Source organism: Streptomyces sp. WMMB 714 (assembly GCF_900090125.1).
Lineage (GTDB): Bacteria > Actinomycetota > Actinomycetes > Streptomycetales > Streptomycetaceae > Streptomyces > Streptomyces daqingensis.
Genome location: NZ_FMHJ01000006.1, coordinates 114,394 through 129,092, shown reverse-complemented (window position 1 = coordinate 129,092; position 14,699 = coordinate 114,394). Strand labels below are relative to the sequence as shown.

Annotated in this window: 13 protein-coding genes; 4 read left to right on the top strand and 9 right to left on the bottom strand. The window is 72.4% G+C overall.

The genetic code is table 11. The annotated features are described in order from the left end of the window. Positions 1 to 75 precede the first annotated feature (75 nt). From H181DRAFT_RS12625 to H181DRAFT_RS12615, 3 genes are all read right to left on the bottom strand, one after another. Entirely contained in the window at positions 76 to 1,461 is a 1,386-nt protein-coding gene (locus H181DRAFT_RS12625; protein ID WP_199810822.1) for an MFS transporter, read from the bottom strand. A 68-nt stretch (positions 1,462 to 1,529) separates the two neighbouring features. Beyond that, the gene (locus tag H181DRAFT_RS12620) at positions 1,530 to 2,672 is read right to left on the bottom strand and encodes an LLM class flavin-dependent oxidoreductase (protein WP_045864747.1); all 1,143 of its coding nucleotides are present in this window, start codon (positions 2,670 to 2,672) and stop codon (positions 1,530 to 1,532) included. Positions 2,673 to 3,176: 504 nt separating this feature from the next. Next, the gene (locus H181DRAFT_RS12615) at positions 3,177 to 3,716 is read right to left on the bottom strand and encodes a hypothetical protein (RefSeq protein WP_254666818.1); all 540 of its coding nucleotides are present in this window, start codon (positions 3,714 to 3,716) and stop codon (positions 3,177 to 3,179) included. Between the two features lie 361 nt (positions 3,717 to 4,077). Between H181DRAFT_RS12615 and H181DRAFT_RS12610 the strand changes: the two genes are divergently transcribed. Continuing rightward, entirely contained in the window at positions 4,078 to 5,022 is a 945-nt protein-coding gene (locus tag H181DRAFT_RS12610; protein WP_045864491.1) for an SDR family NAD(P)-dependent oxidoreductase, read from the top strand. A 77-nt stretch (positions 5,023 to 5,099) separates the two neighbouring features. Here the strand turns inward: H181DRAFT_RS12610 and H181DRAFT_RS12605 are convergent, their stop codons facing one another. Further along, complete coding sequence (locus H181DRAFT_RS12605) at positions 5,100 to 5,921, bottom strand: alpha/beta fold hydrolase (protein ID WP_045864490.1); 822 nt, start codon at positions 5,919 to 5,921, stop codon at positions 5,100 to 5,102. A 315-nt stretch (positions 5,922 to 6,236) separates the two neighbouring features. Here H181DRAFT_RS12605 and H181DRAFT_RS12600 point away from each other — a divergent pair, with 315 nt between their 5' ends. Then, positions 6,237 to 6,827, top strand: coding sequence for an NlpC/P60 family protein (locus tag H181DRAFT_RS12600; RefSeq protein ID WP_045864489.1), 591 nt, complete (start codon positions 6,237 to 6,239; stop codon positions 6,825 to 6,827). Between the two features lie 82 nt (positions 6,828 to 6,909). Here the strand turns inward: H181DRAFT_RS12600 and H181DRAFT_RS12595 are convergent, their stop codons facing one another. The 4 genes from H181DRAFT_RS12595 to H181DRAFT_RS12580 all read right to left on the bottom strand — a co-directional run bounded on the left by H181DRAFT_RS12595 (position 6,910) and on the right by H181DRAFT_RS12580 (position 11,478). After that, positions 6,910 to 7,899 (bottom strand): carbohydrate ABC transporter permease, encoded by a 990-nt coding sequence (locus H181DRAFT_RS12595; RefSeq protein WP_254666817.1) that lies wholly within the window; start codon positions 7,897 to 7,899, stop codon positions 6,910 to 6,912. Next, positions 7,886 to 8,953 carry a carbohydrate ABC transporter permease gene (locus H181DRAFT_RS12590; protein WP_254666816.1) on the bottom strand — a complete coding sequence of 356 codons (1,068 nt, stop codon included), beginning with the start codon at positions 8,951 to 8,953 and terminating at the stop codon, positions 7,886 to 7,888. Before H181DRAFT_RS12590 ends, H181DRAFT_RS12595 begins: the two co-directional genes overlap by 14 nt. 111 nt (positions 8,954 to 9,064) lie before the next feature. Next, positions 9,065 to 10,312: a sugar ABC transporter substrate-binding protein gene (locus H181DRAFT_RS12585; RefSeq protein ID WP_045864488.1), complete on the bottom strand. Its 1,248-nt coding sequence runs from the start codon at positions 10,310 to 10,312 to the stop codon at positions 9,065 to 9,067. A 71-nt stretch (positions 10,313 to 10,383) separates the two neighbouring features. Further along, on the bottom strand, positions 10,384 to 11,478 hold the full coding sequence (locus tag H181DRAFT_RS12580) for a LacI family DNA-binding transcriptional regulator (RefSeq protein WP_078895700.1): 1,095 nt from the start codon (positions 11,476 to 11,478) through the stop codon (positions 10,384 to 10,386). Between the two features lie 128 nt (positions 11,479 to 11,606). Between H181DRAFT_RS12580 and H181DRAFT_RS12575 the strand changes: the two genes are divergently transcribed. Together H181DRAFT_RS12575 and H181DRAFT_RS12570 are read left to right on the top strand one after the other, a co-directional pair. Next, positions 11,607 to 13,787, top strand: a complete 2,181-nt coding sequence (locus tag H181DRAFT_RS12575; protein WP_045864487.1) for an amylo-alpha-1,6-glucosidase — start codon at positions 11,607 to 11,609, stop codon at positions 13,785 to 13,787. A gap of 76 nt (positions 13,788 to 13,863) precedes the next feature. Beyond that, a complete protein-coding gene (locus H181DRAFT_RS12570; protein ID WP_045864486.1) occupies positions 13,864 to 14,082 on the top strand; it encodes a hypothetical protein in 219 nt (72 codons plus the stop codon). Positions 14,083 to 14,183: 101 nt separating this feature from the next. Here the strand turns inward: H181DRAFT_RS12570 and H181DRAFT_RS12565 are convergent, their stop codons facing one another. Beyond that, positions 14,184 to 14,654 carry a GNAT family N-acetyltransferase gene (locus H181DRAFT_RS12565; protein WP_045864485.1) on the bottom strand — a complete coding sequence of 157 codons (471 nt, stop codon included), beginning with the start codon at positions 14,652 to 14,654 and terminating at the stop codon, positions 14,184 to 14,186. Positions 14,655 to 14,699: the final 45 nt, after the last annotated feature.

Here is a 14,699-nt window from a genome sequence, read left to right as displayed (position 1 = left end):
TGAAGTGAGGTGGCTTCGGCGTGCCCGCTGAGACGGAGGCCGCAGCGGGAGCTGCGTCGTGTCGTCGGGCGGTGCTCAGCGGCTACGGGCGCTCGCCTCCCCGGAGAGGGAGCCGGCGCCGGCGACCGCGGCGGCAGCCCCGGAAGGCCCGGCCGCCACCGCGGCCTCCCCCTTCGTCTGCCCGCCTTGCGCGGACGGTCCCGTGGCGATGTGCAGGTCCGCTTCCCGCAGCCGGCTCGTCGCCCAGATGCTGATGAGGCCGGTGAAGGCCAGGTAGGCGCAGGCCGCCCAGGGGCTGCCGGAAGCGGCGGCCAGCAGCGCGGTCATGATCAGCGGTGTGATGCCGGACGAGACGATGCCGGACATCTGGTAGACGAACGACATGCCCGTGTAGCGGATCCGGGTGGGGAACAGGGCCGCGAACAGGGTGCCTTGGGCTCCGTAGAAGTACGCGTGCACGACGCCGAGCGTCAGGACGAGAACCGCCGCGAACTCCCACGGCCCGCCGGCGCCGAAGAGCCGGAAGGCCGGGAAGACCGACAGCGTGAACAGCGCCATCCCCACGAGGTAGACGTGTCGGGCACCCTGCCGGTCCGTCAGCCGTCCGGAGACGGGTATCACCACGGCCATCACCAGGGCGGCGGCCGTCACCGCCAGCAGGACGGCGGTGCGGTCCAGCCGGAGCGTCGACGTCGCGTACGTGATCGCGAAGACGCCCCACGTGTTGAACGCCGCGCCCTCGCCCCACCGCGCCAGCATGCCCAGCAGCACGTGCCGCCGCGGCTCGGGTTCACGCAGCAGCTCGACCAGCGGAGCCGAGCGGGGCGGCTGCTTCAGCTTCCGCAGTGCCCGGAACGCGGGCGTCTCGTCGATCTTCAGCCGCACGGTCAGCCCGAGTCCGACGAGGACGAGTGAGACCAGGAAGGCCACCCGCCATCCCCACCCGAGGAACGCGCTGTCGCTGAGCACGTTGTTCAGCAGCGCGAACGCCCCCGTTCCCAGGGCGAGTCCGAGCGCCAGGCCGATCTGCGGATAGCTGCCGAACCTGCCCTTGCGGCCGGGTGGACCGTACTCCACCGCCAGCAGCACGGCACCGGCCCACTCGCCGCCCAGGGCCACTCCCTGCGCGATGCGCAGCACCAGCAGCAGACCCGGAGCGAGGAGCCCCGCCTGCTCGTAGGTGGGGAGCACGCCGATGAGGGCTGTGGAGACCCCCATCAGGCCCATGGTGAAGGCGAGGGTGCGTTTGCGTCCGATCCGGTCCCCGATGTGGCCGAACAGCAGCCCGCCGACCGGTCGTGCGACGAAGCCGACGGCGAACGTCGCGAAGGAGAGCATGGTCCCGACGGTGCCGTTCGTCGTGGGGAAGAACAGCTCGCCGAAGACGAGCCCCGCGGCCGTGCTGTAGAGGAAGAAGTCGTACCACTCGACGGTCGTCCCCAGCAGGCTGGAGAGCACCACCGTCCTGAGCTTGCGCGGCTCCGCGTCCCGCGCCGCCGGGGCAGCCGGCTGAACCGGCGCTTCGGCGCTCACCGGCCCGCGAACGGGACGAGGCCCGCCTCCGCCGGGTGCGGGCCCGCCGGATGGCGCCACAGCCCGCGCTTCTCCAGGAGAGGCAGTACGCCCTCGCCGAACCAGTACGCCTCCTCCAGGTGCGGCACTCCCGACAGGACGAACTCGTCGATGCCCAGGCGGTGGTACTCCTCGATGAGGGCGGCGACCTCCGCGTGGCTGCCGACGAGAGCGGTGCCGGCGCCGCCACGCACCAGCCCGACGCCCGCCCACAGCCCGGGGTAGATCTCCAGCTGGCCGCTGGTGCCGCTGCCGTGCAGCTCCCGCATGCGGCGCTGGCCCTCCGACTCGCTCGCCGCCAGGCCCTGCTGGACCGCCTTGACGCGTTCCGGGTCCATGCCGTCGAGCAGCCGCTGCGCCTCGGCCCAGGCCTGGGCCGAGGTGTCCCTGCTGATCGTGTGCAGCCGGATGCCGAAGCGCACCGTCCGCCCCCTGGCCTCCGCCAGCGACCGGATCCAGTCGATCTTCTGCTTCACCTGCTGCGGCGGTTCGCCCCAGGTGAGGTACACGTCGCTGTGACGGGAGGCGACTTCACCGGCGGCGGGGGAGGAGCCGCCGAAGTAGATCTGCGGCACCGGGTCGGGCAGCCGGTTCAACTCCGCGCCCTCGACGCGCAGATGCTCCCCGTCGTGGTCGACGCGCTCGCCCTTCCAGAGGCGCCGCACGATGCCGAGGAACTCGCCTGTGCGGGCGTACCGTTCGTCCTTGCCGAGGAAGTCGCCGTACGCGCGCTGCTCCGCCGACTCGCCCCCGGTGACGACGTTCAGCAGCAGCCGCCCGTGGGACTGACGCTGGTACGTGGCCGCCATCTGCGCGGAGAGCGTCGGGGAGATCTGGCCGGGCCGGAACGCCACCAGGAACTTCAGGCGTTCGGTGACCTGCGTGAGCATGGCGGTGGTGATCCAGGCGTCCTCGCACCACGCGCCGGTGGGGGTCAGCGCGCCGGTGAAGCCCAACTGCTCGGCGCTGCGCGCGATCTGGCCCAGGTACTCGACGGAGGCGGGACGGTCGCCCCCGGCGGAACCGGGCGTCGAGCCGTGGCCTCCGCCGACGATGTGGCGGCTGTCGCCGGTGGTGGGAAGGAACCAGTGGAAAGTCAGAGGCGCCTCGGGAGCAGAGGCGCTGCCGGACGGCGACGACTGGACGTCCGGGCGCGATGCCGCAGTGGACACGGAAGCTCCAGGGAAGGTGGGAGTCAGGCAGGGGTGGCGGCCGGGCACGCGGGGCCCCGGCCATGACGCGGCGCGGCCCGGCGGTCACGCCCGGGCGCGCGGAAGGGGGCCCCGGCACACGGCACGGGAAGAAGCGGCGCGATGCCGCCGGAACGGGATACCGCCGAAACGCGATACCGCCGATGGGGAGAGAGAAGCGCGGCGGAGGAGGCCGCGGCGAGGTGTCAGCTGCGACAGGCCGCGCTGTGGAGGCGGCACAGATCGACGTGGAGACGTCCCACGAGGATGTCGGCGGCAGCTGTCATGTCACGCATTGTGTGCGAGGCTCGCGCGCGGTTCAACCCCTGTCGCCCTGCGTTCCAGCAGGTGAGACGGGCAGGACGGGACGGGCCTGCCTCCGCGCCGCCCGCGTGCGGCCGGCGCGGGCGCCGGTCAGGACCGTGCGAGGACGGCCGCCGTCCGCTGGTGCAGCTCTTCGAGCGTCTCCGACTGCCGCCGCGCCCGGTGCAGGAGCTCCGTCAGCCGGTCCGGCCCCAGGGGGCCCGTCCGGTCCACCCCGGCGGCGCGCAGCGCCTGCCACATCAGCCGTTTCGCCTCGACGCCCGCGCGCAGCGACTCCAGTTCGATGAGGCTGCTCAGCGGCGCCCTGCGCAGGAGGGAGCCGTTCGACTTCGCGCGGCCCGCCTTCTCCAGCACCCATCCGATGCCGATCTTGTAGCGGCGGACGGGCACCCCCAGGTCGTCCATGATCCGCAGCAGTTCGGCGCGGTCCTGCGCGATCTCGTCGGCGAGGCGCACCAGGGCTGCGCCGTCGGCGGTCTGCGCATGCTGCTTCGCCACCCGCCGTGCCAGCTCGCTGCCGCTGGTCGCACCGAGCAGGTGGTCGTTCAGGTAGATGGCCAGCGGTTCCCGTATCACGACGCCGGAGGCTGCTGCCTTCGCCCGCAGGGGGGTGCTCGCTGCGTGAGTCATGAGTGGCTCCCGTCAGGGTGTGCCGTGCCGGAGCGCGGCCCGCCGACCCGGCGCCGCGGCTCCGAGGCCCGGTGGACGTCCGCTCCTCGCGGTGGCGCCGGACGGGTGCGGCCCGTCCGGATCGTCCTTCTCTCCCAGCCTGGCACCCCCGTCCGATCTGTCAATTCGGGCACCTGCGGCACTGCCCGCCTCGGGGGCGGAGGGGGAAGGGCCCGCCCCGCCGGCGTGGGCCGCGTCGGCGGGGCACCTTGATGACGGCGGGGCTCGCCGGTAGTGGTCGTAGTGGAGGCTCCTCCTCCGTTCCGCATCGCACGAGGGCGGGTCTCCCACTCCGGACCGCCGCGCGAGACGGGATCAGACCATGACCGACACCGCTCCCATCAGCACGCCCTTCACCGCCGACTCCACCGCCGAGGAAGTCGTCGACGGCATCGACCTGACAGGCGTCCGGGCCGTCGTCACCGGAGGCTCCTCCGGAATCGGCACCGAGACCGCCCGCGCGCTGGCCGGAGCCGGTGCCGAGGTGACACTGGCCGTACGGGACACGGCCGCGGGACGGCGCACGGCGGAGGACATCGGCGCGGGCACGGGCAACACCGAGGGACGCGTCGCACCGCTGGACCTCGCCGACCGCAGGTCGGTCGCCGCGTTCATCGCCGGCTGGGAAGGGCCCCTGCACATCCTGGTGAACAACGCCGGAGTGATGGCCGCTCCGGAGTCACGCACGCCGGAGGGCTGGGAGCTGCAGTTCGCCACCAACCACCTCGGCCACTTCGCGCTCGCGGTCGGGCTGCACCGCGCGCTGGCAGCGGCGGGCGGCGCCCGCGTGGTGTCCGTCAGTTCGAGCGCCCACCTGCGTTCACCCGTCGTCTTCGAGGACATCCACTTCCGCGAGCGCCCCTACGATCCGTGGCAGGCCTACGGGCAGTCCAAGACCGCCAACGTGCTCTTCGCCGTCGAGGCGTGGCGGCGCTGGCAGAGCGACGGGATCGCGGTGAACGCCCTGACGCCGGGGGCGATTCCGACGCGGCTCCAGCGGCACGTCGACGAGGAGGAGCTGCGGCGCATGAGGGCCGAGGCGGGGCCGGACGCCCCCGCCTGGAAGACGCCCGGGCAGGGCGCGGCGGCCTCCGTGCTGCTGGCGACGTCGCCGCTGCTGGAAGGCGTGGGCGGCCGGTACTTCGAGGACTGCGACGAGGCGCCGCGCGGCGAGCCCGGCGGGGGCCGGGGCGTGGCGCCGTACGCCCTCGACCCTGCGGCAGCGGAACGCCTGTGGGAGGTCTCCGTCGAGACGCTGTCCGTCTGAGCCCGGGCGTCGGCGTGCGACGCCCGACTCGGCGGCACCGGCCGGAGTGTGCCGCAGAGCCCGCCCTCCGCGCGGTGTCAGCGGCGCGCCAGGAAGGCGCCGATCTCCGCCGCCACGTCTTCCGGAACGGTCATGGGCGCGAAGTGCATCTGGCCGGGGAACGACTTCTGCGTCACGTCGGGCAGCGCGGCAGCGAGGCGGTCGAGGGTCTCCGGCATCGGCTGCCAGGTGTCGGCCCCCCGCATCAGGAGCACCGGAGCGGTGACTGCCGACCAGCGCCGCTCGTCCGCCGTCTCCGCGCTCATCGACTCGAGGTCGCCGCACCAGCCGGGCGCGTCGGAGGGCGCGTCGTCGGCGGGCTCGCCGGCGTCCATGAGCTTCAGCAGCGCGGCGGGGATGCGGGCCACCTCCTCCGCCAGCAGCAGTTCGGCCCGCCGCCGGTCGCCCTGCGCCGTCAGCTGCTCGAACCGCGCCTGGACGGACGTCAGGGCGCTGCCCGCGGCGAAGAGCGGCGGCTCCCACAGGACGAGGGAGCGCACCGGGAGCCCGGCGGCAGCGGCGTGCAGGGCGACGGTGGCACCGTAGGACATGCCGGCCAGGTGTACGGGCTGTCCGATCCTGTCGATCAGTGTCCTGAGGTCGCCGACTTCGTCGGTGAAGCGCTTCGGCGGCCGGCTGGGCCCGCTCGGGGCGTAACCGCGCCGGGCCGGCAGCCACAACTCGTACCGGTCGGCGAGCCGTTCGGCCACCGGCTGCCAGGAGTGCAGCCCTCCGCCGGAGCCGTGTACCAAGACGACCGGGGGCCCGGATCCGTACCTCCGGTAGCCGATGGTGGTCCCGTCGAAGGACTCGAACGTTCCGGAGAGGTCCGGCAGCGGCTGCTCGGTCGTGTCAGGCATGGCGGGACCGTTTCACGGGCCGCGGGGCCGGTCCACCGATTTTCGGACGGCCGGGCCCGGGCCCGGCGAGGGTGCGCGGGGTCTTCACCTTCAATGGGCCGACCTGCGGAAGCGGCCGCGCGGGCCTGTCGGAAGAAGAGACCACTTCTGCCCCGATGACCGCATTCCGTTTGTGCCCATGAGGTGAAGGTCCGGTTCCGGGGGCGGCGTTCACGAGGGAGGCGGCACCAGGATGTGCGTGCTTCCCGGACTCTCACGGCAAGGCCGCGGGCCCGTCCGGGAGGCAGGCCAGACCCCCCACATGAAGGAAGCGACATGTCAATCACGTCCATCAGCCGGCGCGCGCGTATATCGCTGGCTGCTGTGGCCGCCGGCAGTGCCGCCGTCCTGGGCTTCGCTGTCCTGCCGTCCACCGCGACCGCCACCCCCGCCGACAAGCCGGCGGCCGCGGCCCAGAGCGAGAAGAGCACCAAGGATGCCGTCACACGGGCCCAGATGCTGGAGCGTGCGGCGACCTGGCTGACCGCCAACAACGGGGCGCAGGTGCCCTACAGCCAGACCGAGACCTGGACCGACGGGTACCGCCAGGACTGCTCCGGCTACGTCTCGATGACGCTGGGCCTGTGGAAGTCCGGGCCCAACACCGTCGAGCTGGCGAACAACCGGGACCTGACCACCCCGATCAACCTGGGTGACCTCAAGCCCGGCGACCTGCTCATCGACGCCGACGGCTCGAACACCACGCGCCACGTGGTGATCTTCGAGAAGTGGACCGACGACTCGCACACCGCCTACTCCGCGTTCGAGCAGCGCGGCGGGCACGGCACGGACCACCGGGTGCTCGACTACGGCCTGGACGCCGGCAGCGAGTACAAGCCCTACCGTCCGACGAACCTGACGGACTGACGCGGCGCGGGCCCCGCACAGGCCCGCTCCGCGTCGACGCGCTCCCGCCCCGTGAAGGGGCGGGAGCGCGCTCGTGCTCCTGCTACTCCTTGACCGCGCCGGCGTTGGCCCCGCGGATGAAGTACCGCTGGAAGCAGAAGAACAGCACCGCGACGGGGATCGTCGAGAGCAGGGCGGCGCCCAGTTTCAGCGGGTACTGCGTGCCCGCGCCCAGCCCGCCGGAGACGAAGCGCGCGAGACCGGTGGTCAGGGTCTCGTAGTCGCTCGACTGCGTGGCCACCAGGAAGTGCGTGAACTCGTTCCACGAGCCCTGGAAGGACAGCAGCGTCACCGTGATCAGCGCGGGCCGCGACATCGGCAGGACGACGTACCAGAAGATGCGCCCGATGCCCGCACCGTCGATCCGGGCCGCCTCCTCCACTTCACGCGGAATCGATTCGAAGAACTGCTTCATGATGAAGATCCCGGCCGCGTCGAACAGCAGCGGGACGATCATCCCGGTGTAGGTGTCGAAGATCCCCAGCGTGTTGAGCACCAGGAACTTCGGGATGAGCAGCACCACCCCCGGAACGGCCATGACCGCGATGACGAACGTGACCAGCAGCGCGCGGCCGCGGAAGCGGAGCCGGGCCAGGGCGTATCCGGCCGCCGAGTCGAAGAGGACCCGGCCGAGCGTCACCACGACCGTCACCAGCGTGCTGTTGCCGAGCCAGCGCATGAACGGCACGCCGTCCCCCGCCTCCCCGGAGCCGCTCAGCTTGTCGAAGACGGCCGTGGTGGGCGCCTGCGGCAGGAGCGAGAGGGGGCGGGACGCGGCCTCCGGGTCGGTCTTGAAGCTCGTCGCCACCTGGATGAGGAACGGCAGGGCGTAGAGCAGGGCGAAGGCCAGGAGCAGCGTGTAGCCGGCGAGCCGTGCCGGGCGCGGGAAGCGGGCCAGTACCGGGCGCTCCTCGGTGGAGGCGGCCGAACCCTCCCTCTCCGCACCGGACTTGCGCGTGCCGACCTTGCGCGTGCCGGACTCGGCCGTGCCGGTCGTCTCCGTACCCGTCCCGTCTGTGTCAGTCGTGCGCACGGAGCGCTCCCTTCTCCGGCGTGCCGTGGGCCTGTCGTCCGCGCGCTCTCCTCGGCCCGCGGGATCCCCGCTCGCGCAGGAGCAGACGCTGGACCCCCGTCATCAGCAGGACGATCGCGAGCAGGATGAAGGAGATCGCGGCTCCCTGTCCGAACTCCGCGTTGTCGAAGCCGTAGGAGTAGGAGAGAAAGGCCGGGGTGAGCGTGGTGTTCGCGGGATCGCCCTGCCCCAGCACGTACACCTGGTCGAAGACCTGCCAGGTGGCGATCAGTCCGAGCGTCGTCACCAGGAACATCACCGGACGCAGTGCCGGCAGGAGTACGTGGCGCAGCACGTGCCGGCGTGCGGCTCCGTCCAGTGCCGCCGCCTCCTCCAGCTCCCGGGGGATGTTCTGCAGCGCCGCGAGGAAGATGAGCATGAAGGTGCCCGAAGTCGTCCAGACGGCGAGCATGATGAGGGTGCACATGGCCACCGACGGCCCTGCCAGCCACTCCGACCAGTGCAGGCCCATGAGCCGGTGCTCCGCGAGGAACCCGCCGGGCTTCTCCCCGTCGATGACGCCGGCCGCCTCCAGCAGCACCCACAGGACACCGCGCGGATCGGCGAACCAGTTCGGGCCCTTGACGCCGATCCAGCCCAGCAGCTGGTTGACGGCGCCGCTGCCCTGGAACAGGAAGAGGAAGACCGTGCAGACGGCGATGGAGCTGGTGACGGAGGGGAAGTAGAACGTCGTGCGCAGCATGCTCCGGCCGCGCAGCATCCGCTGGTTGACGATGATCGCCAGCGTCAGCGAGAGGGCGGTCTGCAGCGGGACGGTCAGCAGCACGTAGTACGCGTTGTTCCGCAGCGACGTCGCCAGCAGCGTGCGCGCGAGGCCGTCCTCCGCCAGGAGGCTGCGGTAGTTGGCCAGGCCCACGAAGTCGGCGTCCGGCGTGAAGGGGTTGGACTGCCCGTCCCAGTCGAGCAGGCTCACCCAGGCGGCCATGAGGATCGGCAGCGCCATGAACAGCCCGAGCCCCAGGACCATGGGGCTGACGAACAGCCAGCCCCACATGCCTTCACGGCCGCGTGTGCCGCGTGAGGCGGAGCGGGATCGTGGGGACGGGCCGGGCCGCCGTGCTGAGGACGGCGGCGCCGGAGTCCCGGTCGAGGTGGACATTCCTGCTCAGTCGCCCTTCTTGAGGGCCTGCTCGCCGTTGCGCTGCAGCGTGGAGAGGATGGTGGCGGGCTTGTCCGTGCGCAGCGACTGCAGATCCGAGTTGAACTGGTCGAGGACCTTGGTGAATCCGGGCACCGTCACGGGGCTCTGGGCGTACTTGTCGCCCTCGGCCCAGCCGGCCGACTCCGGGTGCTCCTTGGTGAACTCCTCCATCACGCTCTCCCGGCTCGGCATCACGCCGATCGCGTCGGAGGACGCCAACTGCTCCTTGGCGGACGTCAGATGGCGCACCAGGTCGACGGCCGCCTCCTGGTGGGTGCTCTCCTTGGCCACGCCCCAGCAGTTGCTGAACGCCAGCGTGCCCTTGCCCGCGGGGCCCTCCGGCAGCGGCAGGACCTTGTAGTCGACGTCGGGGAAGTCCTGCTCCATGGCGCCCGCGAGCCAGTTGCCCTCGATGATCATGGCGGCCCGTCCCTTGCCGAGGGCCTCGCCCGCCCAGCCGGTGTCGACCTGCTTGGCGTACTTCATGGAACCGGAGCGCAGCAGCTTCTTCGCGAAGCCGAGGCCCTCCGCGTTCTCCTTGCTGTCCGCGGTCATCCTCGACTCGGAGGAGTCGGTTATCCAGCCGCCGGCCTGCTTCATGAAGACCCCGAGCCGCTGGTACTCGTTGGTCGTGACGAGGCCGGCCGTCTTGCCCTTGGTCAGCTTGGCGGCCGTCTTCTCCAGCTCGTCCCAGGTGGTCGGGTAGTCCTTCTCGCTCAGCCCCGCCTCCTTCCACTTCTCGGTGTTGACGACGAGGCCGAGGGTCGAGAAGTCCTTGGGGAGGCAGACCAGTTCGCCCTTGTACGTGAACGCCTTGCGCAGCTGCGGGGCGAAGTCCTCCTTGTCGGGGACCTTCTCGCCGTACGCGTAGAGGGAGCCGCCCTTGGCGTAGTTCGCGAACTGGTCGGAGTTGACGTAGAAGGCGTCCGGGGGGCGGTTGCCCGCGAACGCCTGGGCGAGCTGCTGGTCGATGTCCTTGGCGAGCTGGACGGTCACCTTGTGCCCGGACTTCTTCTCCCAGGCCGCGGTGGCCTTCTTCACCGCCTTGGTCTCGGCGTCGCCGGAGACGGCGACGAGGACGCGGAGCGACTGGCCTTTGCCGGTGTCCTGCTCGGGTCCGTTCTTGTTCTTGTCGAACCCTGACGAGCAGGCTGTCGTCGTGGCGGCGAGCACCGCGCACGCGGTGACGGCCACTGCGGATCGGCGGAACATGCGGGCCTCCTGGGGGAGTCGATGAGGAGATTCGAAGTGGTGCGGTGACGGGTGCGCCGCGTACGGCGGGATCAGCCGGAGGCGGCGCCGAGGCTTGCTCGTACGACCAGTGCGGGTGGCAGCAGCACCCGCTCGGGAGGTTTGGCGGGTTCGGACATGCGGGCCAGCAGCAGGCGCATCGCCTCCCGGCCCACGTCGCCGAGAGGCTGCGCGACGCTGGCGAGGCCGGGGGAGAGGAGCGAGGCCACCGGGGAGTCGTCGAACCCGACGACGGACACCTCGCGCCCGGGCGTGCCGCCCGCGTTGCCGACCGCGCGGTAGCAGCCCAGCGCGAGCGTGTCGCTGGCGGCGACCACCGCCGTCACCCCCGCGTCGAGCAGCGGCTCCACCGCACGGGCGGCGGCGCCGACGTCGTCGACGCTCTCCGCCCGGTGCTCGGGCTCCAGGCCGTGCGCGAGCAGGCCCCGCCGCCAGCCCTCGGCGCGGTCGTCACCGGAGCCGGACCCGGGAGGCCAGCCGAGGAAGCCGATGTGCCGGTGCCCCTCGTTCGCCAGCCGGTCCACGGCGGCCTTCGTGCCGGCCGCCCCGTCGACGTCGACCCAGTCGCCCACTTCGTGCTCGGACCACATCCGGCCGAACGCGACGAAGGGGATGCCCCGTTCGTCCAGCCACGCCTGACGGGGGTCGCCGTGTGCGGTGTTGCTCAGCACGAAGGCGTCGACACCGTGCTCGCCCAGCAGCTCCTCGTACGCGGCCAGTTCGCGCTGCCCGGAACCGGCGGCGAACAGCAGCAGCCGGTAGCCGGCCGCGTCCGCCGTCTCCGACAGCGCGTGCAGGAACCGGTCGAGCACCATGTTGCCCGGGCCGGCCGGCTCGATGCCGAAGCCGATGAGCCTGCTGGCGCGGGTACGCAGTGAACGGGCGGCGCGGTGCGGGCGGTAGCCCATCTCGTCGACCGCGCGGCGGACGCGTTCCAGGGTCTCCGGCCGCAGCAGCTCCGGGGTGTTGAGGGCGTTGGAGACGGTCTGCGTGGAGACGCCCGCCCTGCGGGCGACCATCGCCATCGTCACCGAGCCCTTGGCCGCGCCCGATGCCGGAGGCGTGCTCGCGTCGCCGCCCGGGCCCTGGCGCGGGGCGGGCGGCGTCGGGACGGAACGTGACGGCATGAGACGGGCTCCCGGGAGCGATGGCTGGTAAAGGGGGTCGATCTACCGTGCAAAGTGGGCAAATTGGGGCCTTGACCTCTTTGCTATGGTCGTTTTGATCGATCCAATGGCTGAGAGGTTGCGCCCACGTGGAGACAACTGTCAAGACTCACGACGGCACAGGTACGACGAGCGCGCCCGCCGCTGCGGTGGAACTCCAGCCGTTCCTGCACGACGCCTGCCTCACGATCTGCGCGCCCAGCATGGCCGTCTCCCGGCCGGACGGGCAGCTCGCCGGAGGCCCGGACGGCTTCTACCACGGCGACCGCCGGGGGCTCGCCCGGCTGACCGTCGTCGCGGAAGGCGTGCCCAACGCCCCCATCAGCGGCGGTCCCGACACCGCCGAGAGCGCCTCCTTCCGCTCGGTCCTGCGCGGTCTCGCCGAGCACAGTCCCGACCCCGCGGTCACGCTGGAACGTCAACGCCGGGTCGAGGCAGGCGAGTTGACGGAGACGCTCACCGTCGTGAACGCCGGACGCACCTCCACGAGCGTGCAGTTGACGGTGCGCGCGGCGAGCGACCTGGCCTCCCTGGAGACGGTCAAGGGCGGGCGTCCCACGCGTGACGTCTCCCCGGAACGGCAGCGCGACGGGCTCATATGGGCCGACGAGGAGCTGACCGTACGGCTGGCCGCCGAGCCCGCGCCGGACGACGTCCACTGCGTACCCGGACGGAGTGGCGGAGAGGCCGCGGAGGGCGGCAGCGGCGGCGACGGCGGTACGGGCGAACTGCGTTACCGCGTCGGACTGGCCGCCGGCGAACGCTGGACCGCGACCCTGCGCTGCACCGTCGAGGACGAGAGGGGCGCGGCCTTCCGCCCGGCGCCGCCCGCGGCCCGTGCCGCTCTCGCCGCCGACGCGGGGCTCGACTCGGCGGACCGCGGCCTCGACCACTGGTTCGCCCGTTCCTGCTCCGACCTGGGGGCGCTGCTGCTCGCGGACCCCCTCGACACCGACGACACCTTCCTCGCGGCGGGCGCCCCCTGGTTCCTGACCCTCTTCGGCCGCGACTCGCTGATCGCCGCCCGCATGCTGCTGCCGCTCGGTACGGATCTCGCCGCCGGCACCCTGCGCACCCTCGCCCGCCGCCAGGGCACCAGGACCGACCCGCCGACGGAGGAGCAGCCCGGCAAGATCCTCCACGAGGTACGCCGCGACGGGCTCCGGGTGAGCGACGAAGTCGCCCTGCCGCCCTGCTACTACGGCACGGTGGACGCCACCCCGCTGTGGGTGACGCTGCTGCACGACGCCTGGCGCTGGGGCATGCCCGCCGAGGAGGTCGAACGCCTCCTGCCCCACGCGGAGTCGGCGCTGCGGTGGATGGAGAGCCACGGCGACGCGGACGGCGACGGCTTCCTGGAGTACGTCGACAGCACCGGCCGCGGACTGTCCAACCAGGGCTGGAAGGACTCGGGCGACGCCGTACGCCACAGCGACGGCCGGCTCGCCGAGCCCCCCGTGGCGCTGTGCGAGGTGCAGGCGTACGCGCACGAGGCCGCCCTCGGCGGGGCCGCGCTGCTGCGGGCCTTCGGCCGGCCGGGCGCCGACCGCTGGACGGAGTGGGCGGCGAGCCTCAAGTCCCGCTTCCGGAGCAGCTTCTGGGTGGAGGACGCCCAAGGCCCGTACCCGGCCATCGCGTTGGGGAGCGACAAGCAGCCCCTGGACGCGGTGACGTCCAACATGGGCCACCTCCTCGGCACCGGACTCCTCGACGAGCACGAGAGCCGTCTCGTGGCGGAGCGGCTGGCCGGGCCGGAGCTCGACTCCGGCTTCGGCCTGCGCACCCTCGCGGAGGGCTCCGGCGGCTACAGCCCGCTGGGCTACCACATCGGAACGGTCTGGCCGCACGACACGGCGATGGCCGTGCAGGGCCTCTCACGAGCGGGCCACCACGCCGCCGCCGAGTCGCTCGCCGCGGGACTGGTCCGCGCGTCCGCCTCCTTCGACGGAAGGCTGCCCGAGCTGTTCGCCGGTCACGGAACCGCTCTCGACGCGCGTCCGGCGCCCTACCCGGCGGCCTGCCGTCCGCAGGCATGGGCCGCGGCCTCCGCCGTGGCGGTGCTCCAGGCGGTCCTCGGGCTGGAGGCGGACGCCCCGGCGGGACGGCTCACCGTCCGCCCCGGGATGTCCGCCGCCTACCGGCCGTTGCAGGCTCGCGGACTGCGGCTGGGCGAGCGGCGGTTCGCGGTGGAGGTGGACGCCGGAGGGACCCCTGCCGTGTCGGGTCTGCCGGGTGTGACGGTCACGCAGGGCGGTGCGGCGTCCCGCTGAAGGCCGGAAACAGCCTGGCCCGGAAAGGGCGGGATGCCGGAAAATGGGCTCCTGGCCGATGGTTTCGGGGGGACCCATGGTGACTGTCATCGCGGTGGCGGCCGTGACGGTGTGCGTGATCGCCTGGCTGACGGCCGTCCTCGTGCGCCGCGAGCGGCGGCGGGGCGAGACGAGCGCGGAGGGCGTGCGCATCGAGTCGGCGGCGAGCGCCGCACTGCGTGAGGCACGCAGGCGGGCCCGCGCGGGGCGCGACATGACGACCGCGTCCACGGACGTCTACCTGCGGGACCGCTGAAGCGGGAGCGCCGTTTCCGCCTGCTCGGCGGCGGCGACGGGGAGTCCGTCATCCAGCCGGCCACCGTCCGCGACCAGTCGCGCGGGGTGGCCTGAGCATCCTCAGGGCCGCTGCCTCCCAGGTCGCCACCGGTAGCGGACGTCCGGCTCCCGTTCCTCGTTGCGGTGACCGTCGGTGCACTCGGCGGCGACGAAACCGTGCCACTCGTAGAAGCGACGTGCCGACTCGTTGACCTGGAACGTCCACAGCGCCAGGCCCGCCGGGCGCCGCCGCTTCGCCACCCGCACCAGGCGGCCGCCGATGCCCTGGCCCTGCCAGGCCGGATCGAGAGAGAGCTGGTCCATGTCCTCGCCGTCCAGCACCACCATCCCGACCACCGACCCCTCGACCGTCGCCATCCAGGTCTCCAGGCCGGGCACGACCACCTCCCGGACCCAGGACCGGACCTGATCGTCCGTATGAGCGCGGCGCACGCTCGGAAGGGCCGCCGTGAAGGACCGCAGCCACACCTCGGCCACCTCGGGGGCGTCGGAGTCGACCGCGCGCCGAACGGCAACGTCGTTGATCTCCACAGCGCCGCATGCTCGCAGGCGCCCGGCACGGCCGCATCCGACTTT

Coding starts and splice junctions, on each gene's coding strand:
- H181DRAFT_RS12615 (WP_254666818.1), bottom strand. CDS start 3,716: ATGACTCACGCAGCGAGCACCCCCCTGCGGGCGAAGGCAGCAGCCTCC.
- H181DRAFT_RS12610 (WP_045864491.1), top strand. CDS start 4,078: ATGACCGACACCGCTCCCATCAGCACGCCCTTCACCGCCGACTCCACC.
- H181DRAFT_RS12605 (WP_045864490.1), bottom strand. CDS start 5,921: ATGCCTGACACGACCGAGCAGCCGCTGCCGGACCTCTCCGGAACGTTC.
- H181DRAFT_RS12600 (WP_045864489.1), top strand. CDS start 6,237: ATGTCAATCACGTCCATCAGCCGGCGCGCGCGTATATCGCTGGCTGCT.
- H181DRAFT_RS12590 (WP_254666816.1), bottom strand. CDS start 8,953: ATGTGGGGCTGGCTGTTCGTCAGCCCCATGGTCCTGGGGCTCGGGCTG.
- H181DRAFT_RS12585 (WP_045864488.1), bottom strand. CDS start 10,312: ATGTTCCGCCGATCCGCAGTGGCCGTCACCGCGTGCGCGGTGCTCGCC.
- H181DRAFT_RS12580 (WP_078895700.1), bottom strand. CDS start 11,478: ATGCCGTCACGTTCCGTCCCGACGCCGCCCGCCCCGCGCCAGGGCCCG.
- H181DRAFT_RS12570 (WP_045864486.1), top strand. CDS start 13,864: ATGGTGACTGTCATCGCGGTGGCGGCCGTGACGGTGTGCGTGATCGCC.